The sequence below is a fragment of the Mesosutterella porci genome, assembly GCF_022134585.1.
Taxonomy (GTDB): domain Bacteria; phylum Pseudomonadota; class Gammaproteobacteria; order Burkholderiales; family Burkholderiaceae_F; genus Mesosutterella; species Mesosutterella porci.
In genome coordinates, this window is the sequence record NZ_JAKNCT010000004.1 from 41,272 (window position 1) to 62,365 (window position 21,094).

Consider the following 21,094-nt stretch of genomic DNA (forward strand, 5'->3'; position numbering starts at 1 on the left):
ATGAGCGAAAGCATCGCGCTGGTGATGGGACTTGCCGTCCTGCTCATCGTCTGGCTCATCCGCAGGAAGGTCCCGGTCGGAGCCGCCACGCTCTCGGGCGGGCTTCTCATCTGGGCCTTCACGTCGAGGGACCCAGGGGTACTCGCCGCCTCGCTTGAAAAGACGGCGCTCTCGCCGCGCACCTGGGACCTGATGGGCGCGCTTCTTGCCGTCATGGCGATCGAGTCTGAATTAAAAGGCGCGCAGTCGATCCGGGGCATGGTCGCGGCACTGGAGAAAACCTTCCACTCGCCCAAGGCGACTCTTTTTCTGATGCCGGCCTTCCTCGGGCTCCTCCCCTCGGTGGGCGGAGCGCGGTTTTCCGCCCCCATCGTCGAGGAGGCCTCGCAGGGGCTGGGCCTCTCGGCCGAGCAGAAGTCCGCCGTGAACTTTTGGTTCCGGCACATCTTTGAAAACCTGAGGCCGATCGCCCCGGGCGTCATTCTCGCCGCCTCCATCGCCCGGGTGGACATCGGAGAGCTGATCGCGAGCCTGCTGTGGACCGGAGCGGTCTTTGCGGCGGCCGGATGGCTCGTGCTGCTGCGCTCGGTCAAGGCCCGGGCGCGGTCCTCCGGGGCCCCGTCCGGCTCCGGGCTCGAAGCCGCCAGGGAGGTGTTTCTCGCTGTGCTCCCCATCGCTGCGAGCTTTGTGCTGATGTTCGCGACGAACCTGGGCGCGGGGCGCTCGATCGGCCTTGTTGCCGGAGGCATGATCCCCGTTCTCCTTGCCTTCGGCAAGCCTGTCGACCTGCGCTCAATCCTGAAGAACACCTTCGAGTGGCCTCTGCTTCTCAACACCTTCGCCATACTTCTGTTCGTGGAACTCGCGGGCGAGTCCGGAGCGCTCGAGCAGCTTGCGGCCGCGATCCTCTCCGCGCCGATGCCCGCGCCGGTGCTGCTTGGCGCCGCGGCCTTCGTGCTCGGGGCGGTCGTAGGCATGACCCCGGGCTACGTTGGAATCGTGATGCCGCTGGCCGCCGCCCTCGTCCCGCAGGGCAGCCTCGAGCTCGCCGGCGTGATCCTCTCCTGCGGGCTTGCGGGCATCATGCTCACGCCCACGCACATGTGCCTTACGGTGACGCTCGACTACTTCAGGGCGGACTACCTGAAGACGCTGCCGCTGCTTGCCCGCTGCAGCGCGCTGTACCTGCTCTGCTACATCGCGGGAGCCTGCCTGCTGCAACTTCTTTGGTGATTGAGCGGGATTCAAAGTTCGGCGCGCCGTGCTTTATCGCTTTAACCGTCCCGCCAGTCTCATCCTTTGCTGCCGTAAGGCGGCATTCACTATTTATGATTTTCTCTTCCCGCCCTAAATTGCCTTCAGGCCAATTGATTTTTCGATTATCAGCATGACCACGGCGGCAATGGCCATATCGGCCCAGGGAAACTGCCGCAATCACCGGAACAAATTCATAACGCAGATAATCAAACATCTGTACGCTGATCACCGAGCGCCCCCGGGCCTGTCAGCATCAGGGACAGAGGAAATTCATCGAAAGTCCAGCGCCGACTCCTGCTCCGGGGTGCGGTTCTTCAGCCGGGCGAGGGCGATGAATTCCGGCTTCACTCAGCCCGGCTTCACGCTGCAGGCGATTGTGCGGCCGCGGTAGCTGTACTCAAAGTAGTAGCGTCCCCTGGGGCTCTCGACCGCGTCCTTCGCCTCCGGCATGTTCTTGTCGACCACGACGCGGCCGTCGGTAAAGCAGCGCGTCACCATCTCAAGCGCGTCGCGGGCTCCCGCTCCGGGGAAGGCCGTGCGGACGCTCACCTCGCGCCGCTCGAGGGGGCGGCCCGCGTCGAGCATCGGAAAGGCGAGCTGCATGGAGATGAGCCCGTGGCTCACCCCGACGACGCAGCCCGAGATCTTTCCCGAGCCGAAGTACTTGAGGATCTCCTCGAACGTGAAGATGAGGCTTTGCCCTTTTCCAGTCACAGTGATGCGGTTCATGAGTTAAAACTCCATAAAGTTAAAAAAGCGCGGAATCAGCAGGCGGAAACCGGCGCTGGACCCAGACGGACAATCCGGTCGAACGGAATGTCCGAAGGATTTCTTTCATGAGACACGCAGAGGATGGCCTCCCCGCGGGCCTCCCAGAACGCGCGGTCCGCCCCCGGGATCGACACGGCCAGGCTGCCGCGCACGCCCGGACCCGTGAGCCGCACCTCTTCGCCCGGGGCGCAGCCGCCGTTAAGCAGCACGAGCCGGGCCGAAAGGTCCGGATCGAGCTCCGTGCCGCGCTTGAGGGTCCGCTCGACCGGGCCGAACCTCGCAGGCGCGAGAACCACGTCGGCCTCCTGAGCCTGCGCGCTCCGGAGCAGCCCCCAGGGGGCCCCGCAGGGACGCGTCGCACTCCCCCATTAGGCAGACGAGCCCCAGGCCGCCCGAGAGCGCGAGCGCGCAGGAGCCAAGGAAAAACTCATCGGCGGGCGCCGCAGCCGGCCTTTCCGGATAGGAAAGGGCGAGCAGCAGGCAGCGGAAGGCCCGTTGCTCGGAAAGCGCTGCTCCGCGAAGAACCGTCCGCTCAGTCATGGCGGATCCCGGACACGCTCTGAAAGTCCACCCTGGTAGCCGCCGTTTCGGCCTCGAAGCGCTGCTCGAGCCGATCGCGGGGAAAAGGATCCGGCTCACGGCGGATCCCTGAAGGCGGCCCGCGCCCCGTGCGGGCCCGCTTTCTCCAGAAGGTTCCCGAAGCCAAAAAAAGCGGAGCGCGAGGCTCCGCCTGGGATCCTCCCCTCCCCGGACGCACCGGGGCTTGGGAGTGAAAAGGAGAGCTGTCCCGCCCCTTGCCGGGCGGGACGCCCCGGGTCAGTTTTTCGCCGTCGCCGGCGCAGGCTCGCGCAGCTTGCCCACGCAGTGATAGACCACGAGGAACGCGAGCACGATCAGCGCCGCGGCGACGATGAGCTGCAGACCGCCCACCATGAACACGAAGGTGCCGTTCGCAATCTGGCCGAAGATGCGGAACACCGCCTCGAAAAGCGCAGTCATCGTGACGATGAACATGAAGGTCATCGGGATGTAGAGCATCCAGCCCTTGCGGCCGGTCGCCTTGAGGAACACGGCAAGACCGGTGAGCACCAGCGCGGAGAGCAGCTGGTTGGCCGAGCCAAAGAGCGGCCAGACGGACATGTAGCCCGCGAGGCAGAGCAGGAAGCCGCCCACCAGGGTCGCCACGGTGGAGAAAACGACGTTCGTGCCGATTTTCTGCACGAGGGTCTTTTCCTTGCCCGGGGCGGGGGTGAAGAACTCCTGCATCGACATGCGGCCGATGCGGGCCACGGCGTCGACCGTGGTGAGGGCGAGGGCGGACACGCACATCGTCAGGATGCAGGCGGCGATGTCGTTGGGCACGCCGAAGATCTGCTCAAGGAAGCCCGCGACGGAGCCTGAGAAGGTCTGGAAGGGAGTGCCGGCGGGCAGGTGGCCGTTGCTCGCGGCGGCGCACACCACGATGAGGGCGACCACGCCGAGCACCGTCTCGCAGCACATCGAGCCGTAGCCCACGAAGCGCATGTCGCGCTCGTTGCTGATCATCTTGGAGGAAGTGCCCGAGGAAACGAGCGAGTGGAAGCCCGAGACCGCGCCGCAGGCGATCGTCACAAAGAGGATCGGGAAGAGGTCCAGGTTGTGCACGGTGAAGCCCGTGACGGCCGGCATGTTGAGAGTCGGATTCTTCACGAAGACGCCGAGCACGCCGCAGAGGATCATGCCGAGCAGCAGGAAGGACGACAGGTAGTCGCGCGGCTGCTTCAGAATCCACATCGGGCAGACCGCGGCCGCGAAGAGGTAGACGAAGGTCACGTAGCGCCAGGTGTCAGCCGAGGCGTAGATCGGGAACTCGATGCCGAGGGCCACCATCACGACCATGAGCGCGACGCCCACCACGAACTGCAGTCCGGATGAGGGCTTCACGTACTTCATGAAAAGGCCGAAGATGATCGCGCCCACCATGTAGATCATGGAGATCGAGGCCGCGGCGGCGTTGGGCATGAGCGGAGCGCCGGTCTTGGAAAAGCCGTTGAAGGTCGCGGCCACCATGTCGCAGAACGCCGCGAGCACGAGCAGCGAGAACAGCCAGCAGAAAAGCAGGAAGAGCTGCTTGCCGGTGTGTCCCACGTAGTCCTCGATCACCGAGCCGATCGACTTGCCGTTGTTCTTGACCGAGGCGTAGAGCGCTCCGAAGTCGTGGACCGCGCCGAAGAAGACGCAGCCCACCAGCATCCACAGCAGCGCCGGCAGCCAGCCGAACATTGCCGCGATGATCGGACCGGTCACCGGGCCCGCGCCCGTGATCGAGGTGAACTGATGGGCCGCGACGGTCCACTTGGAGGCCGGGGCGAAGTCCCCGCCCTTGTTTCTTACGGCCGGGGTGAGGGCCTTGGGGTCGATGCCCCAGACTTTCTCCAGCCATTTCGAGTATACGAAATACCCGAAGCCGAGCGCCGCAAAGGCGATCAGCATGACGGTTACGCCGTTCATTGTGTTGTCTCTCTAAGAAAAGTGTTTGAAGTCTTGTAAAACCGTGGGAGCTCTTCTCCCCCTTAAAGCGCGGGGCCCGGGGGGCGCTCCTTCTTTGAGGAATCAGACCAAGAAGAATCCCATTGCAGAAAAATATATATTTTTATCTGATATCCGGGTTGCCGAAGGCCATGGATTTTTCCCTTAAGCTGAACTCACTAAGCTTCTGCATTTATTCTATTTATTTTATTTATTTTACAAATACTTAAATCTTATATCCCCGGCGCGGGGCCGTTTTTTTGCGGGAGGGGGAGACCGCGCTGCAAGCCACCCCGAGCCCCCGCGAGGACCGCCTGGTCGGCTTCGGCGCTGAGATGTATACAGAAACGCCGCCGCGCTTTAAACTTCAGGTTCCGGAGCGTTTTTTAAGTCCATGAACTTCTCCCGCCTCCTTCAATGCCTCGCCGCCCCGCTCTGCGCCCTGTGCGCGGCACAGGCCGTCTATTCGCAGGAACTTCCCCCCGTGGTGCGGGTGGCGGTTCAGGCTTCGCTCGACCCGGAATTCTTCCTCGAGTCCTACGAGCCCACCATCGCGTATCTCAAAAAACGATTCCCGGGGACCGAGTTCAGGCGCACGGATTACTCGAGCGCGCAGCTGATCGAAGCGATCAAGCAGGGCCGCGCCGACCTTTTCTTCGCCGACAGCGGCATCTTCACGTTCCTGCACATCCGCTACCACATCATGCAGGTCGCCACCAGGCTCGCGCCGCACATCAGCGATCCATGCCACGCGGTGGGCATGACCGTGGTGGTGCCCGATCGCTCGCCCGTGCGCTCGATCGAAGACCTGAAGGAGAGCCGGGTCGCGGTGAACGACCCCGAGCGCTTCACCACCTGGATCGCCTTCCAGGGGGTGCTCGCCGAACGCGGGGTCGACTTCGGGCCGATCGAGAGCCGGGCGGTCGTCGCCAACTACGAGGAGCCTCCGCTGCTTGAGCGGCTCTCCTCGGGCCAGGCCGACGCCGCGGTGCTCCCCTCCTGCAGCCTCGAGCGGCTCGAGGCCGAAGGGCGCGTCAGAAAGGGCGCTTTCCGCGTGCTCGAACCCCAGCCGATCACGGGCTACCCCTGCCGCAGCACGAGCGCGCTTTTCCCCGACACCGTCTTCGGGGCGACGCCGCGGCTCACCCCCGGAGCGGTGAAGACCCTGATGGTGGCCGCACTCACCATGCCGCCCACCCGGCGGGGCTACAGCTGGGGGATCGCAAACGACTTCCACCCGGTCGACAAGCTCTACAAGACCCTGAAGATCGGTCCCTACAGCTACCTGCGCGAAACCAACTGGAAGGTGCTCTGGGAGCAGTACAAGAGCGTGGTATTCGCGCTGCTTGCCGCGGCGGGCTTTCTCATCTTCCACACGCTTCGGGCGAACGAGCTCGTGCGGCGCCGAACGCGCGAGCTCCAGGCCGCGATCGACGAGAAGACCGAAAGCGACCGGCAGGCCCGCGAGGCCCGAGAGCGGCTCTCGCACATGGAGCGCGCGGGCGTGGTCTCCGAAATGTCGTCGCTGCTCGTGCACGAGGTGCGCCAGCCCCTGGCAACCCTCATGACCTATGCGGGCGGGCTGCGGATGTATTTCCGGAAAAAGGGGACGGAGGATCCTGTCGTGAACCAGACAGCCGACGAGATCGTCTCGGAGGCGCAGCGCGTCTCCGACATCGTCGAGCGGGTGAGGAGCTACGCGAAGGCCGACACCCATCCGCGGCACCGGATGGCCGCCGCGGGGCTCATCGAGCGGGCGCTGCGCACCTTCAGCCATAGCACGACCTCAAGCGGCGTCTCGATCCGCAGGCTCTATCGAAGCCCGGCCGGAGCCGCCTCGCCGGAAGTGCTGGTCGAGCCGCTCGAGCTCGAACTCGCGATCGTGAACCTGCTTAAAAACGGCGCGGCCTGCATGGGGACGCTGCCCGAAGCCGCCCGGCGCCTGGACATCGGGCTCGAGTGCGAACCGCCGCACGTCCGGATCAGCGTCCGGGACTACGGGCCGCCGGTCTCCGACAAGCTCATCGCGGGGCTCGCTCGTCCCACCCGCAGCCTGAAGCGCGACGGGCTGGGGCTCGGGCTCACGATCGTGCGCCGGATCATGGAGTCGCACGGCGGTTCCGTGCAGTTTCGGCGCGCCGCGCCCGGCCCCGGGCTCGTCGCGACCCTCACGCTGCCCCTCGTACCCGCAGAAGACAAGGAGAATTAAGCCATGCTCTCGCCTCTCATCCGGCTCGTGGACGACGAGCCGCAGCTTCGCAAAGCCCAGGCCTTCGTCCTTCAGCTCGCGGGGTTCGACACGCGGGAGTTCGAGTCCGCGGAGGACTTCCTCGAGAAGGACGACCACGAGCGGCCCGGCTGCGTGGTGCTCGACATCCGCATGGGCGGCATGAGCGGCCTGCAGTGCCAGGAGGAGATGAATGCGCGCGGAATCAGGCTCCCCGTGCTTTTCCTCTCCGGGCACGGCGACATCCATATGGCCGTAATGGCCCTGAAGCGCGGGGCCGCGGATTTCCTCCAGAAGCCCGTGCCGGCTGAAAAACTGGTCGAGGCCTGCCGCACTCTCGTCGACTGGGACGCGACCTCGCGCGAGAAGGCCCGGGAAAGGGCGCGCGCGAAGCAACTTCTCGCGAAGCTCTCGCCGCGCGAGCGCGAGGTGGCGCAGCTTGTCGCCACGGGGCTGCCCAACAAGGCGGTCGCCGATCGGCTCGGGGTGTCGGAGCAGAACATCAAGATCCACCGCTCCAACATCTACGCGAAGCTCGCCCTCCGCTCGGCCGTGGAAATCCGCTCGCTGCTTGATTCCGCAGGTGCAGATGAAAAGAAGAACCCGCTCATCACGCTGCAGGTTCTTCCGGAAGACGTGGGCGGCGGGGACTCCTCCTGAAGAAGCAGAAAACCCCCGAGCCCCTACAGAGCGGCCTCAGAACGCCACGTGCAGCCCGGCTCGCGTTTTCAGGTGCGCCGCCGGTTGTCGGTCTGTTGCTGCCTGAAACGGCCGTAAGTTCGACCGTGCTGTTTTTATCCAGACGGATGCCGCCCGGGCTCAGGATGTTGTTTCCGGCTTCATTCCTGACGGTGACTTCGCCGTTGTTTTCAGCCCAAATCGTATATTCCGTATCCTGGCAACCGCCCGGGATAGCGTTGCCGCCTGTTTCTGCCTCGACGGTGACTCTGCCGTTGCTGGCACAAATCGCGCGGAGTATCTGGGCAGCCTGATCGCGGTTTCCCCCTTGGCCGTGGGAACGGAAACCGTGCTGCGATCTTTAATAGCCCGCGCACTGGGCGAGCCTGCGCTGAAGCTCGTGTCGTTTCTGACATTCGCATTAAGAGGATCGATCTGCCCTCCACGGCAGCGGTACCGCTCGTATACGTGCCGGTGGCTGTGATGACGTCGCCGCTGATTTCCTTCGTCTCGCCGCCCACCGCTCTGGAAAATGCCGGCACATCCTCGGCAAAACAAGGAGAAGAGAAAAATGCGGCGGTTCCAAACACGCCGAACAGTATGGCAAAGACCTCGGGAAAAGCGGGTCTGCGGCTGGATCTCATCATCATTCTCCTTAACCTTGAAAAAAGGCGGAAACTTCTCCCGCGGATATCCGCGCGCGGGGGGAAAGGCTTCCTCACGAGAGAACTGTGGATACGAGTCAAACAAATGGAAATTTAAAACCTAATTTTATGTTTTTAAATAAATAGAGTGCTTTGCCAACCTACCAAACAAACTTCAGGGATTGGATATAGACCTTATACGTACGTATAAAGACACCTGCGCTTCTCTCTGCAAAAATAACTAACCATATTGTGTTAGAAAAGAAGGGGCGCATGGTGCGCCCTCTCCAGGAGGGAGAAAATGAGCAGGAAATTCGCACTCACCGTCACTGCAGCGGCCGTAGCCGCGTTCCTCAGCGTGTCCGCGGGCGCCGCCGTGAAGGACGGCACCTTCGAGGGCACCGGCGCGGGCCGCGGCGGCCCCGTGACCGCTGCGGTCACCTTCAAGGCCGGCAAGATCACCGAAGTGAAGATCACCAAGCAGACCGAGACCGCTGGCGTCTCCGACCCGGCGCTCAAGAAGCTCCCGGGCGAGATCGTGGCCGCCAACTCCACGAAGGTGAGCACCGTCTCGGGCGCCACCCTTACCTCGAAGGGCATCCTTGAGGCCGTGAACAACGCGATCAAGGCCGCAGGCGGCAACCCCGCCGACTTCAAGGCGGTCGTGCCTGTGAAGAAGGCCGGCAAGAAGGGCACTGAGACCGTCGCGACCGACATTCTCGTGATCGGCGGCGGCGCCTCGGGCATCACCGCGGCCGTGCGCTCCGCCACCCAGGGCAAGAAGACGATCCTCATCGAGAAGATGCCTCAGATCGGCGGCGACACGCAGCTCAACGCGGGCACCCTTATCGCGACCGGCTCTCGCTACCAGCGCGAAGTCATGAAGGAGACGAAGGACAGCCCGCAGCTCGCCTACAAGGACATTATGAAGGTGGGCAAGTACCGCAACGACCCGGTGCTCGTCAAGATGACGACTGAAAACGCGGGCCGCGTGGTCGACTGGCTGATCGACGACCTCAAGATCCCGTACGGACCGGCCGCGACCCAGTACCCGGATCACTCCGCCAACCGTCAGCTGGGCGTGAAGGGCCGCTCGGTGAACTTCCTGCACCTCATGAGCGGCATCTTCGAGAAGAACGGCGGCAAGATCATGACCGACACGCGCGCCGAGAAGTTCATCACCGACAAGAAGGGCAACGTGACGGGCGTGAAGGCGCGCCTCGCCGACGGCAGCTACAAGATCTTCAACACGAAGGCGGTTATTCTCGCCTCGGGCGGCTACGGCGCCAACCGCGCCCTGCTGCCGAAGGACGTGAAGAAGGGCCTCTTCTACGGTCTTGACTCCGACAGCGGCGACGGCCTGAAGATGGGCCGTGCGATCGGGGCCGCGACGATCAACCTCGACCTCGTGAAGCAGTACCCGCAGGGCGTTGAGACCACGCCGCACCACGGCCTGGCCGCCACCGCCTCCTCGACCGACACGATCAAGAAGTCGGGCGCCATCTACGTGAACACCGACGGCAAGCGCTTCGTCGACGAGATGAAGGGCCTCGGGATTCTCACCGATGCGACCAAGGCTCAGAAGAACTCCATCATGTACATTGTGATGGACAAGGCCGCCTGGAAGCAGTACGTCGCGAAGTCCCTCGAGGACAAACTCGTCGCTTCCGAGGATGACCTCAACAAGTGGGCGAAGATCGTGAACAACGGCCGCCCGGTGATGGCCACCTCCATGAATCTGGCCGAAGCCGCAAAGAAGATGGGCATTAATCCGGCCGGGCTGCAGAAGACCGTGGACCGCTGGAACGGCTTCGTCAAGGCGGGCTCCGACAAGGACTTCGGCCGCAAGACCCTGAAGCCGCTCACCGAGGGACCCTGGTACATCGTCGAGCAGAAGGTCCGCTTCTGCACGACGCTGGGCGGCCTGAAGGCTGACGCCAACATGCAGATCCTCAGGAAGAACGGCAAGCCGATCGGCCACCTCTACGGCGCGGGCTGCGTTGTGGGCGGTGCGAACGGCGCCGACTCCATGACCGCCATGATGAACTCCTGGGCGATCATCTCCGGAGCTGTTGCCGCCGATTCAGCCGTGAAGTCGATCAAGTAAGGAGCGGTCCGCTCCGGGGCCCCTTTCCCCCAAAAAGGCCGGGGCCCCGCCGCGAAGCGCCCTGCTTTCCAAGGACTCCGGCTCCGCCTTTCGGGCGGGCCGGAGCTTTTTTTCTTTCCCCCGTGCTGGAGGCGGCCTCTGGAATCTGCAGGGGCCTGATTTGTTTCAATTTAAGCAAAATGACCCGCTTTCGGGCTCCACCCTCTGCGAAGTCTGATAAGATTTTGTCCTCTATCGCAAAACATTTGAAAAGAATTAAAAAATGGCAGGCATAACCCGTTCCGATCTGATCAAGGCCATCAACAACCGCATTCCTGGCCTTTCTGAAAAAGACACTGATGAAGCCGTCCGGATGCTGCTCAAGGCAATGACAGACAGCCTCACTTCCGGTCGCCGCATCGAGATCCGCGGTTTTGGTGCCTTTGACCTCAACCTGCGCCCGTCCCGTCTCGGCCGCAACCCGAGAACGGGCGAGTCCGTGGAGGTGCCCGCCAAGTTCGCCGTCCACTTCAAGCCCGGCAAGGACATGAAGGACAACGTGAACCGCGCGGCGCAAAACGGCGTGCCGAACCTATCGCAGAAAAAATCCGCCTGAAAAGCGCGTGGCCTGTCCGTCCTTGACCGGGCGGAATGGGCCGGCCGGCAGCAAAAAGCTCCGAAAAGCCGATGCAACGGCCTTCGGAGCTCTTTTTTGCCCATGGACCGCGCTGCCCCTCCCTCCTTTCAGAGGAAGAGGAGCCCGGTGTGCGGTCAGCGCCCGCGCCTTAAGGCGGCCTCAAGCTCGGGGAAATTGTGGCAGTCCTGGCACATGAGCCGGGACCTGCCCTTCCAGGCATGGCATGCGTTGCACTGCACGCGCCCCATGTGGCTGCGGTGGGGGTTGGGAGAAAGCGCGGCGGTCTTCTCGCCCAGCGACTCGTAAGAGCCGTGGCAGGAGAGGCACTGCTGCTCAGTGGGCTCGGCCTTGAGCCGCACACCCGCTTTCTGATGCACTGCGGCGAGGTCGGAAGCGAAAGCCGCGGCGCAGAAGAGTCCGAGAATCAAAACTGCGGCAGTCTTTTTCATATCACGCCTCCCTGCTGTAAGCCGCGGCCTCGCGCCCGGCGATGGATCCGAAAACGGCGTTGGCCGTCTGGGGGTTGAGCCCCCTCAGCCCCGCGGCTGCGCATTCCCCGACGGCATAAAGGCCGGGGAACACCCGCCCTTCGGGCGTGAGGGCCTGCGTGCGCACATTGGTCATCACGCCTCCAAATGTCCCCTGGATCATGGGCTGGATGCGCGCCGCGTACCACGCGCCGCCAAAAGCCTCCTTCAGGTTCCCGCGCCCGAAGTCCTCGTCGCGCCCGAATTTCCGCATCGCCTCGTAGCGCCGCAGCGTCACCTCGAGCGTGCTCTCCTCCGCCCCGATCGCACGGGCGAGCCCCGACAGCGTCTCGGAGCGCAGGATGTCGCCCGCGGCCACGAGCTTTTTTAGCCTCGGGTCGGCCTCGAGCGCCGGATCCCCAAAGAGCACCCAGGCCTGTTTCTGCGGCAGTGCCCAGATGCGGTGCGACTCGTAGTAGCTCCCCGTCTCGTTCATGAAGCGCCGCCCTTCGCCGTTCACCGCGATCGCGCCCTGGCGGATGACGGAGCGCAGGTTGTAGCGGTTGCCCTTGTACTCGTGGATGGTGGGGTTCGCCTTGAAAACCTCCATGTCGGCGAGTCCCGCCCCGGCCTCTTCAGCCATCCTCTGGCCGTCGCCTCGGTCGGCCGGGGTGCAGTAAATGCCCGCCTTGCCCCAGCCGTGCCCGATGTAAAGGTCAATCATGCGGGGATTCGCCTCGAAGCCGCCAGTCGCAAGCACCACAGCGCGAGCTGGAAAGGCCTTGGATCCCTCCGTAGTCCGGCAGCGCACTCCCGCGATCCGGCCGTCCTTCACGAGAAGGCGCTCAGCCCGGTGCCGGGTGCGGATCTCCACCCCCAGCGCCCTCGCGCGTCGTTCGAGCGAATCGATCAGGAGCTCTCCCAGCCTGTGGCCTTCCTTAATGTTTAAGAAAAACTTCTGGGCCTTCTTCGTCGACCACTCGACCCCGAGCGATGCGAGCCAGTCGGCCGCGGGCACCGCGCCGTCGGCAAGGATCCGCGCCGCCTCGGGTTTCGCCTTCGTGCGGGTGGCCGCGGCGACGCCGATGTAGTTTTTATAGAGATCCTCGGCCGTCGCCGTGAAGCCCAGTTTTTTCTGTATCGGGTGCCCGGCGCAGCCGAAGATTCCGGTCGAAACCCGCGAGGCGCCGCCCACCCAGCTGTTCGCCTCGAGCAGCAGCACCCGGGCGCCGTTCTCCGCGGCCCGGATCGCCGCGGCAAAGCCCCCGGCGCCCGAGCCCGCTACGATGACGTCAAAGCGCGGCTGCGTCCGCGCGAAGGCGGGCAGGACCGGAGCCGAAAGCGCCAGGGCCGCGCCGGCCCGAAGCACCGTTCTTCTGGAAACTGCTTTTTCTGCCATGTGTTTCTCCTTTTTTCCTTTCTCAAGGGTCCGGAAGCCTTTCTTCCAGGCCTTACGTTCAGGCACACCCTAAACCCGGGGGCGGCACCGAGGTCAAGGAGATCAGGCAAGGGGACGGGGATCAGCCGATCCTCGCGCGGATCAGGATGGAGTAGACGGGCCCCTGCGGGCCGTCTTCGATCGCGAGGAGCCTGCCCGAGGAGTGGTTCAGGAAAGGCCGCCGGAGCCGCCGCGACAGCGACAGCATCGGGGCGAGATCTGCGGGCGAAATCGACAGAATGTCCGGGGTTCTGAGGTACTCGATCAGAAAGCGCCCCGCGGGGATCGACTCAACCGGAGGGCTCAGGTCCAGCCCCAGCCTTTTTGCAAACCCATCGGTCGCCCCCACCCCGAGCTCCACCGAATAGGGGCCCCCAAAGCCCGGGTCGTTGAGCTCTTCGCGGGGAACCTTCACCGAAATGTGGGTGTAGGGAAGGTGCTTCATCCAGGCCGCGGCCAGGCGCCTTGCCGCCCTGTAGTCCTTCTCCCGCCCGTAGGTGTAGAGGCTGTGGATCGGGGGCCGGGCGACGTCTTCGACCGTCCCGGTGCAAAGCGCGCTCCTGGCGAGGAAAGACTCCACCTCACGCAGCCGCTCGAGCCGCAGGGAGAGCTCCCGGAGCTGCTCTTCCACATCCTTTTCCCGGTCCTTGAGCGCCGCGAGCTGCTCGGCGCAGGGGGCGCCCGAGAGCACCTTCACCCGCGCGAGCGGAAACCCGAGGCTTCTCATCACCCGGGCGTCGGCCGTGCGCAGCGCATCGTGCGGGTCGTAGTAGCGGTAGCCGTTTTGCGCGCCCACCGCGGGGCGCAGCAGCCCGATGTCCGTATAGTATCGGATGACGTCGGGGCCGACGCCGAGCGCCGAGGCGATTTGCTTGACTGTCTGCATGAGGAGAGGCGAAAGACCGGAGAGAAAAAAGGAAACGCCGTGCGCTCCATTGTCGGGCATGGCGCCCGGGGCGGTCAACGCTCAAAGGGGGGAGGGGCGGCCGAAGCCTCCCTGATTCTCTCTGCGGCCGGGTCCGGCTCCGCTTCGCTGAGGGCCTAAAAAACCGCCGCACTTTAAAGGGCGGCGGCATCAAATCAAGGTTCTCTCAATTTTTGGAGTTCAGGGACGCGGGCCTTCGGGCTTTTTGTCCGGTCCCTTCTTCGGGGGCTTCCTGTCCTCTTTTTTCGGAGGCCTGCGGTCGCCCTTTTTCGGAGGCTTCGGGCCGCCCTTGGGGGGTTCCGGAGGACGGGGTCCCTTGTCCGGGCCCTCAGGCTTCGGTCCTTCGGGAGGCTTCGGGCCCTTGTCCTTTGCCTGCGCCGCAATGATCGGCAGCGCCGCGAAAGCTGCAAGAAGTGCACGACGTTTCATCGATTTCTCCCTATACGAGCCAACTGGAAATCCCTGCTCGTTCAGACAGTTTGCTCCCGGCGGCGGGATTCCCGCCAGCGTCTTTTCAAAAATTAACGCTGTTTTAAAAAATTTTTAAAGGCCTGCCGGAGGCGGGCGGCGGCCGGTCAGGAGAGAAAAAGCCCCGGACTAGACTGACCCAAAAAGTTAAGACACTCCGTAATATTCAAAAAGAGTGTCTTCCGTGGTCAAACGCCTCACCTTCCAAGAACGCATCAATGTCGTCAAATACGCCCCGGGCCGCGCCCTCGCTTCGCGTCCGTCCCCTCGGGGCCTCTGTCCGAACCCCTGGGGAAACGCCGCCGGAAGAACGGGCCATCCGGCTGTTTATGCGTTGATTCTTATAGCTTTGCGCCTTTTGTCTAATTGTTCTCGGGTTACCGGCGCCTATAATTCTTTACAAATGTAAAAAAATATTTTCATTAGACATCTTTTCCCGGCCCTTCGTTCTGCTCTCGGTCTTCTAAAATGAAAAAATATTCTATAAATCAACTGTCTACTTCAAGAACATCCCGCCGGACGACCCCGGCCCTGAGACCCTCGCGGATCGAGACCGCGACGGCCGCCGCGCTGCTCGCGGCCTGCTCCCTCGGGGCTTCGGCCGACTCCCTCACGGTTGATTTCGTCAACAACTGGACCCGGAACACGACCGGCGTGACCGGCGACATCACGGTGAACCAGTACGTGGCCGCCTGGGGCGACGGCGGCGAATGGGGTGAAAAGAACGTCGTGGTCGGGGCGGAAACCGGAACGGGAACGGTGGTGGTGAAGGGCGAGGGAGGGCTCGGCTCCATCAATTCGAGCGCCGGGGGAACGGTCACGGTCCACGGCGGGAGCATTACGTTCCAAAAGCAGGTGAGCGCGAGCGGCTCCACTCTCTCCCTGGGCGACTCCTCCACCACCCGGACCACTTTCGAAGGGAACCTTTTCTCCAAGAGCGATGGCGGACAGGATCCCAGCGTCACGGTTCTGGGCCGGCAGATCCAAATGAAGGAGATTTACCAGACCGGCGGCGTGACGGCGATTGGCGGCAAAGAGACCGACAGCGTGAATACGGGCCACATCTCCGTGTCCCAGTCAGAGCTCCATATCGGATCGGCCGGCGGCCGCGTCCGAAGCCTCACCGTTTCCGGCGACGTTCTCCTTCAGGACGATCTGAAATACATCGGGGCGGCCGGGTCTTCGAACGCGAGCTTCCAGTCATCGGGCGACATCGGCCTTCAGGGCCGCGTGTATCTGAACGGCATCAATACAAACCTTGAGGCCTCGAGCGAGTCCGGCGCCATCACGGTCAAATACGGCGTCAATGCTGAAAGCAACAGCTTGAGCCTGAACCGGAAGAAAGGCCTCAGCCTTGACGCTTACAAAGGCATAGAGGTCGACAGCCTGATGCAGGTCTATGGCGACGGCGTTTATTCCTTCAAGACCAGGTCCACGGCAGAGGGCGAAGGCGACATCACCTTCAACACTCCCTTCACGCTGCAAAATGACCGCCGCGCCGGCACAGCCAAGGTGATTTCTGACGGTTCATCCGCGTCGCCCCTGTCGGCGATCGACAGCGTTCGGCAAGACTTCGGGCTGGACGCCGATCAGGCCGAGGCGCTGATCGAGGCAAGCGGTGACGTCCGATTCGGCAGCTCCGACTCCGATTACACCCCCTACGCCCTCTACGCCCGGCAGAACGCGTTTTACTATGTCTCGGGCAACAACATCACGCTGAACGGCAGCCTTTTCGCTGAAAACACCTCCACGAGGGCACGTACCGACCATCTTGGGATTTATATGAAGGCGGCCGGGGATGTTTCGATCAAATCAAAACACAGCCGGGACGCCGGGCTTTACAGCTACGGCGCCAACCGGGTCGAAATCGGGGCCGGCGCAAACATCAGCCTGGACGGCTCGGTTTTCACGGAATCGAGCGGCTATGACGACCGGGACAATACGCTTCTTCTGAAGGCGGGCGGAAACGTCACGGTCACCCCCACAAGAGACAGCGCCTTTTATGCGCACAGCCGGGGCTCCGGCACCATTGAAGCGGGCGGCGACATCAGATTTGTCAAGGGCAGCTACCGGGACTCCATCTTCATTCAGGGCGCCGAAAACGACAGCGGCCGCACACAGTACGGCTACAGCCTGACCTTAAAGGGCAGAAACATCAGCGCGGGCGACGTCGATGTCCAGGCGCACGCCGCCCTCTCCGTGCAGGCCTCGGGCGACGTTTCCTTCAACTCGCTCCTTCTTGACACCGACAGCAGTCCGCTTGAGGGCTTTGAGGAGAACGCCATCACCCTCACCGGCGAGGGCTCGACCTTCGCCTTAAGCGGCAGAACTTCAGGCTATTCCGATAACACCCATTCGCTCGAAGTCCGCCAGAACAAGGGCCTTACTGTGACCGCGGACAACATCCTCATCAGCCAGGGCATTGCGGTGAACGAGGCCGGGGGCCTCGCCCTGAATGCCCGCCGCAGCCTCACGGTAAGCAGAAGCGAGAACGAAAGGAACATCGACAGCTCAGGCCGCTTCCAGAATTCCGCCGCCATCCACTGGATCAACGGCAGCGGCGACAGGGACGGACGCCCGGTTTTCGGCAGCTCCGGGGCCGAGGTGACCATCAACGGGCGGGTCGTCTTCAACGATTTCTCCAGGGACGGCGCGTCCACGATCACTTTTGACGGCAGCCGCATCACGCTCAATTCCAACGGCGACGCGGACGCCATTGAAAACCAGAGCGCCGCGGACCATTCGGACTTCGCGAGCCACAGCGATCCGAACTACTATGCCGCCATCCTCGTCGACAGCACCGCGCAGCCCCAGGAAGACCGCCTGCAGATCGGACACGCGGCCAGCTGCAGCGGCGGCTCCGCCGCTGCAGCCACGGAAAGCATCGCCATCAACGGGGGCATTATTCTTTTGAACCCGCTTTCCGTCAGCATTGACGCCAAAAACATCCTGGTGAACGGCTGGAACAACGACTTTTATTCCACGGAACGGTATGAGGGCAGCTGGTGGAAGTACAACACCACCCTCACGGACGCCACCGGACAGAGCACGGTGCGGATCGGCAGCGACGACACCGACAGGCTCAGGTTCATCGGCGCCATCACCAAGCAAAGCTCCGGCTATAACTACGGCAGCAGCAGGCGCTCCTCGTATGCCCTGTTCGGAAAAAACATTGAAGTTCTGAACGCAGGTCTCATGGCCGTGTTCGCGAACGACCACTACGGCGACATCAGGATCGGCAGCGAAGAGGCGACCGCGGACACCCTGATCAGGGGCAGCATCGTCAACAACTATGCCAGCGGCATCGGGATTGACATCCACGGCGGCCGCATCGCCATTGTCGACACGTCCGCGACGACGCGGCTGCCGATGGACAACAGCCGCTACAACACCACCACGGACTACAACGGGGAGAGCCAGGGCCTCGTGAACGGCGAGGTGCCGCACGACGCCATTGTGATCGGGGTGGCAGACACGGCGGGCAGCCACGCGGTGATCGGCGACGAGGGATCGGCGGTCACGATCGAAGGCCGCGTCCTCCTGAAGCGGGGCGAGGCCAACACCGGCACCGGGCTTGAAATCAAGGGCAGCACGATCGCCATTTACGATGCCGACGCCTCGATCTACGGCACCGAGGCCGCAGCCGGGAAGCTGAGCGGCAACGAGCGCCTGCGCAAAAATGAAAATGTCGTTGTGAATGCGGCGACCGACCTCCTCATCGGCACGGACTCGACCAGGGAGGTTGAAATCTACGGCGGCGTGATCGGCTGGGAGGGAAACCCCGGGAATCAGAGGACCATTATCCGCGGCAGCCAGGTCCTGATCGACGCCGCCTCCGGCAAGACGGCGCTCGAGGCGCAGCCGGGCGCGGCCCTCTCGGTCGGGCTTGAGCGGGGCTCAGGCGGCGCGGCGGCGACGACCACGACGCTGATCAACGGGGAAGTCTGGGCCCATGGCTGGAACCGCCGGTCCGGCGAGGTCGCAGAGAACACCCGCATCGAGCTCAAAGGCACTCAGATTGCGGTGGACAGCAACGGCCGCAGCTATGCGGCCTACGCCTCCGAGGCCGGAACCATCAGGATTGGCTCGGAGAGCACCGGGCTCTTCCAGGCACAAGGCGAAATCAAGGCCGCCTATGAGTCTCCCCGCAGGCTGAGCGACGTGAGGGACACCGCTGTCACGGTGAACGCCAAAGAGATCGGCGTGGCCGCCGGCTCCACCGGCTATTCGGTCGAAGCCCTGAACCGCGGCGCGGTCTCGCTGGGGACGGCCTCGACCGAGAAGATCACCGCCCTGGGCGAAATGAGGGCGGGCGCTGACCACGGCGCATACTCCGATTACGAATCCAGCATCACCGCCCTCGCAGGCGGGGAAATCGCCGTTTCGGCCCTGGCGGAGAGCGATCATCCGGATTACGCGGCCGAAGCCCTGCCCTACGGGCGGATCGCGCTCGGTGACGAGAGCACCAGGAAGTTCTACGCGCAGGGCGAGCTCAAGGCCGGGGCCTTTGTCGTCAGCAGCGGCATTTACGGCAGCACCGGCAGCGCCTCCATCGCCGCGAACGGCACCGAGACGATGCAGCTCGCCACAACCACCACCGGCTATGCCGCCGAAGCGCTCAACTCGGCCCGGATCACGCTGGGCAGCGATTCCGCCCAGGAATTCAAGGCGAAGGGCGAAATAAAGGCCGACAACCCTCTGCATATTAATCAGGGAAGCCTGGTTTCAGTGAATGCAAAGAACGTTTTCATTGAAACCGACAAGACCCATTACGCCGCCGAGGCTCTGAACGCGAGCACCGTCACCCTGGGAGCGGGAGGCGAAAATTCCACCCTCTGCGCCAGGGGCGAGCTGAAGGCGGAAAACGGCTCCACCCTCACCGGACGGGGAGACACGATCGCCCTCTTCACCGATGAGACTCACTTCGCCGCCGAGGCGCTGACGGGAAGCAGCGTCGAATTCGGCTCGGACACGAGCAGCCTCTTCTATGCGAAGGGCGGACTCAAGGCCGAAAACCAGGGGTTCCTGCGGGCCGCCGCAAAGACGGTCTCGATTGAAGCCGGCTCGAGCGGCCTGGCCGCCGAAGCCCTGAAGGGGAGCGCGGTGACCCTCGGAGCCCGGGACGCGGAAGCCCTCGGAGCCCGGGGCGAACTCAAGGCCGAGGGCGGCGCGATCATCGCCTCCGGAAAGCAGGCCGTGCTTGAGGCCGGCTCCACCGGGTACGCCGCGCGGGCGCTCTCCGGCGGCACGATCAGAGTCGGCGCCGAAGGCACCCGCTCCGTCATCAGGGGCGGCCTCATGAGCGACCTCTCGAGCTCGGTCGCGCTCTTTGCCGAAGGCTCCGGCTCGCTTATAGAAGGCCGGGCCTATGACGAGGGGGCGGTCACCCGCACCGAAGGCGCGGGCTCGGGCCTCGACATCACGCTGAAGGACGGCGCGGTGTGGCGCCCCGAAGGCGGCTCCTCGGTCCGCACCCTCATCTCGCACAACGCCGTCGTGACGCTGGCGAACGGCCGCATCGGCGACACGCTCACGATCGGGCACTGGAAGGACGATCCTACGGTCCTCGCTCTTGACGTCGACTACGGCTCGAACACCGGCAACGACATCGTCTACGTCCGGAACGAGCACACCGGCACCACCGCGGTCGAACTCTCGCGCGGCGCTGGCCCCTCGCACTACACCGCCGCGATGGAAGGCACGGTGCTCGCACGGCTTGGCACCGAATCAGGGTCCTTCACGCTCGCGAACCCCCGCCAACAGACCGACCTCTATGTCTACAGGCTCACGCTTGACGAGCGCGCGAGCACCGATCCGTCCTACGGCACCGACGTCTACCTGAAGACCGTGAGCCAGTCGCCCAGGGACGACAACGGCCGCTACCTCCCCGCGCCCTCGAGCCTCATGGGCGTGGCCGGCACCGCCTACAACCTCTGGCGAAACGACATGGACACGCTCTTCCGGCGGCTGGGCGACGTGCATGAGACGGTCGCGCCCGACGGCGTCCACGCCGCCTGGGCCCGCGCGAAGGGCGCCCGCTGGGGCGTCGGCGGCGCGTTCAAGTACAGCGGCGACTACACCGAGTTCGAGGGCGGCGTCGACTTCTTCACCGCGAAGACCGAGCACGGCAGGCACTACGCGGGCGCCGCGATCTCGTTCATGGACGGCAACTCCTCCTACGCGGCGGGCCGCGGCGACAGCTTCGCGCTCGGGGTCGGCCTCTACGACACGTTCGTGCGCGAGGACGGCCAGCATCTCGACCTCTCGCTCAAGTTCGAGAACATCGACACCAAGTACCACTACCTCTCGCAGGGCGTGCGCCACAGCGGAGACGCGGGCAGCCTCGGCTGGTCGATCGGCGCCGAGTACGGCTGGAAGCTTCCTGTGAGGCCGGGCTGGTTCGTGGAGCCGGGCGTGAAGGTGGTGGCCAGCACCTTAAGCGGCGACAGCGGCAGGGACACGGGCGGCATCAGCATGAACTTCGACCGCGTCAATTCGCTGTGGCTGCGCGCGGGGCTGCGCGCGGGCTACGAGTCCGACCGGGTGCAGTTCTTCGCAAAGGCCGCCTGGAACCGCGACTGGTCCGGCAACGGCTCGGTCACGATGAGAAGCGGCGGCGAGAGGCTGCACCTCACCGAGGACTACGACGCGGGGTGGCTCGAGTACGGCGCGGGGCTCACCGTGAAGCTGCAGAAGAACCTTCAGCTCTACATGGACTTCGACCGCGGCTCGGGCGGAAACTACGAGCGCAAGTGGGCCTGGGACGCGGGCCTGCGCTGGAACTTCTAAAAGCGCAAAGGGGAGAGGCCGGGGCCGGAAAGCCGTCAAAGGCCGGGCCCAGCTCCTTCGGACAGCCCGAAGGCCCGGAGCTGAAAAAGGAGACGCCGGAATCAGCTTCCCTCCGGCAGGCCCGAGGACGGAAAAAGGCCCCCTGCGGGGCCTTTCGCTTTTGCCCGAACCTTTTGCGTGAAGGCGGAACGCGCAGGCT

The 21,094-nt window shown here is 64.0% G+C and carries 14 protein-coding genes; 7 read left to right on the plus strand and 7 right to left on the minus strand.

Features of this window, described 5'->3' with window-relative positions; genetic code table 11:
* Nucleotides 1–1,233: a DUF401 family protein gene (locus tag MAF45_RS03985; RefSeq protein ID WP_237978261.1), complete on the plus strand. Its 1,233-nt coding sequence runs from the start codon at nucleotides 1–3 to the stop codon at nucleotides 1,231–1,233.
* Between the two features lie 372 nt (nucleotides 1,234–1,605).
* On the opposite strand, the gene MAF45_RS03990 is transcribed toward MAF45_RS03985, so the two are convergent.
* The 3 genes from MAF45_RS03990 to MAF45_RS04000 form a co-directional block, all read right to left on the minus strand.
* Entirely contained in the window at nucleotides 1,606–1,986 is a 381-nt protein-coding gene (locus MAF45_RS03990) for a hypothetical protein (protein WP_237978262.1), read from the minus strand.
* Nucleotides 1,987–2,021: 35 nt separating this feature from the next.
* Nucleotides 2,022–2,357 carry a phosphonate C-P lyase system protein PhnH gene (locus MAF45_RS03995; protein WP_283206999.1) on the minus strand — a complete coding sequence of 112 codons (336 nt, stop codon included), beginning with the start codon at nucleotides 2,355–2,357 and terminating at the stop codon, nucleotides 2,022–2,024.
* Between the two features lie 487 nt (nucleotides 2,358–2,844).
* The gene (locus MAF45_RS04000; protein WP_237978264.1) at nucleotides 2,845–4,518 is read right to left on the minus strand and encodes a carbon starvation CstA family protein; all 1,674 of its coding nucleotides are present in this window, start codon (nucleotides 4,516–4,518) and stop codon (nucleotides 2,845–2,847) included.
* A gap of 412 nt (nucleotides 4,519–4,930) precedes the next feature.
* Here MAF45_RS04000 and MAF45_RS04005 point away from each other — a divergent pair, with 412 nt between their 5' ends.
* From MAF45_RS04005 to MAF45_RS04025, 5 genes are all read left to right on the plus strand, one after another.
* Nucleotides 4,931–6,745, plus strand: a complete 1,815-nt coding sequence (locus MAF45_RS04005; RefSeq protein ID WP_237978265.1) for a sensor histidine kinase — start codon at nucleotides 4,931–4,933, stop codon at nucleotides 6,743–6,745.
* A 3-nt stretch (nucleotides 6,746–6,748) separates the two neighbouring features.
* Entirely contained in the window at nucleotides 6,749–7,423 is a 675-nt protein-coding gene (locus MAF45_RS04010) for a response regulator transcription factor (protein ID WP_237978266.1), read from the plus strand.
* A 501-nt stretch (nucleotides 7,424–7,924) separates the two neighbouring features.
* Entirely contained in the window at nucleotides 7,925–8,203 is a 279-nt protein-coding gene (locus tag MAF45_RS04015) for a hypothetical protein (protein WP_237978267.1), read from the plus strand.
* 183 nt (nucleotides 8,204–8,386) lie between these two features.
* Nucleotides 8,387–10,192, plus strand: coding sequence for an FAD-dependent oxidoreductase (locus MAF45_RS04020; RefSeq protein ID WP_237978268.1), 1,806 nt, complete (start codon nucleotides 8,387–8,389; stop codon nucleotides 10,190–10,192).
* A gap of 271 nt (nucleotides 10,193–10,463) precedes the next feature.
* The gene (locus MAF45_RS04025; RefSeq protein WP_237978402.1) at nucleotides 10,464–10,787 is read left to right on the plus strand and encodes an integration host factor subunit beta; all 324 of its coding nucleotides are present in this window, start codon (nucleotides 10,464–10,466) and stop codon (nucleotides 10,785–10,787) included.
* A 155-nt stretch (nucleotides 10,788–10,942) separates the two neighbouring features.
* Here MAF45_RS04025 and MAF45_RS04030 read toward each other — a convergent pair whose 3' ends face one another.
* The 4 genes from MAF45_RS04030 to MAF45_RS04045 form a co-directional block, all read right to left on the minus strand.
* A complete protein-coding gene (locus MAF45_RS04030; protein WP_237978269.1) occupies nucleotides 10,943–11,257 on the minus strand; it encodes a cytochrome c3 family protein in 315 nt (104 codons plus the stop codon).
* Nucleotide 11,258: 1 nt separating this feature from the next.
* Nucleotides 11,259–12,674, minus strand: a complete 1,416-nt coding sequence (locus MAF45_RS04035; RefSeq protein ID WP_237978270.1) for an FAD-dependent oxidoreductase — start codon at nucleotides 12,672–12,674, stop codon at nucleotides 11,259–11,261.
* Between the two features lie 121 nt (nucleotides 12,675–12,795).
* Nucleotides 12,796–13,599: a MerR family transcriptional regulator gene (locus MAF45_RS04040; RefSeq protein ID WP_237978271.1), complete on the minus strand. Its 804-nt coding sequence runs from the start codon at nucleotides 13,597–13,599 to the stop codon at nucleotides 12,796–12,798.
* 219 nt (nucleotides 13,600–13,818) lie between these two features.
* On the minus strand, nucleotides 13,819–14,067 hold the full coding sequence (locus MAF45_RS04045) for a hypothetical protein (protein WP_237978272.1): 249 nt from the start codon (nucleotides 14,065–14,067) through the stop codon (nucleotides 13,819–13,821).
* A gap of 507 nt (nucleotides 14,068–14,574) precedes the next feature.
* On the opposite strand from MAF45_RS04045, the gene MAF45_RS04050 reads away from it, so the two are divergent.
* Nucleotides 14,575–20,895 carry an autotransporter outer membrane beta-barrel domain-containing protein gene (locus MAF45_RS04050; protein WP_237978273.1) on the plus strand — a complete coding sequence of 2,107 codons (6,321 nt, stop codon included), beginning with the start codon at nucleotides 14,575–14,577 and terminating at the stop codon, nucleotides 20,893–20,895.
* The last annotated feature ends 199 nt before the right edge of the window (nucleotides 20,896–21,094 follow it).

Bases quoted from the DNA above. Each gene is read 5' to 3' on its own strand.
- MAF45_RS03985 (WP_237978261.1), top strand. From the start codon at position 1: ATGAGCGAAAGCATCGCGCTGGTGATGGGACTTGCCGTCCTGCTCATC.
- MAF45_RS03990 (WP_237978262.1), bottom strand. From the start codon at position 1,986: ATGAACCGCATCACTGTGACTGGAAAAGGGCAAAGCCTCATCTTCACG.
- MAF45_RS04000 (WP_237978264.1), bottom strand. From the start codon at position 4,518: ATGAACGGCGTAACCGTCATGCTGATCGCCTTTGCGGCGCTCGGCTTC.
- MAF45_RS04005 (WP_237978265.1), top strand. From the start codon at position 4,931: ATGAACTTCTCCCGCCTCCTTCAATGCCTCGCCGCCCCGCTCTGCGCC.
- MAF45_RS04010 (WP_237978266.1), top strand. From the start codon at position 6,749: ATGCTCTCGCCTCTCATCCGGCTCGTGGACGACGAGCCGCAGCTTCGC.
- MAF45_RS04015 (WP_237978267.1), top strand. From the start codon at position 7,925: ATGACGTCGCCGCTGATTTCCTTCGTCTCGCCGCCCACCGCTCTGGAA.
- MAF45_RS04020 (WP_237978268.1), top strand. From the start codon at position 8,387: ATGAGCAGGAAATTCGCACTCACCGTCACTGCAGCGGCCGTAGCCGCG.
- MAF45_RS04030 (WP_237978269.1), bottom strand. From the start codon at position 11,257: ATGAAAAAGACTGCCGCAGTTTTGATTCTCGGACTCTTCTGCGCCGCG.
- MAF45_RS04035 (WP_237978270.1), bottom strand. From the start codon at position 12,674: ATGGCAGAAAAAGCAGTTTCCAGAAGAACGGTGCTTCGGGCCGGCGCG.
- MAF45_RS04040 (WP_237978271.1), bottom strand. From the start codon at position 13,599: ATGCAGACAGTCAAGCAAATCGCCTCGGCGCTCGGCGTCGGCCCCGAC.
- MAF45_RS04045 (WP_237978272.1), bottom strand. From the start codon at position 14,067: ATGAAACGTCGTGCACTTCTTGCAGCTTTCGCGGCGCTGCCGATCATT.
- MAF45_RS04050 (WP_237978273.1), top strand. From the start codon at position 14,575: ATGAAAAAATATTCTATAAATCAACTGTCTACTTCAAGAACATCCCGC.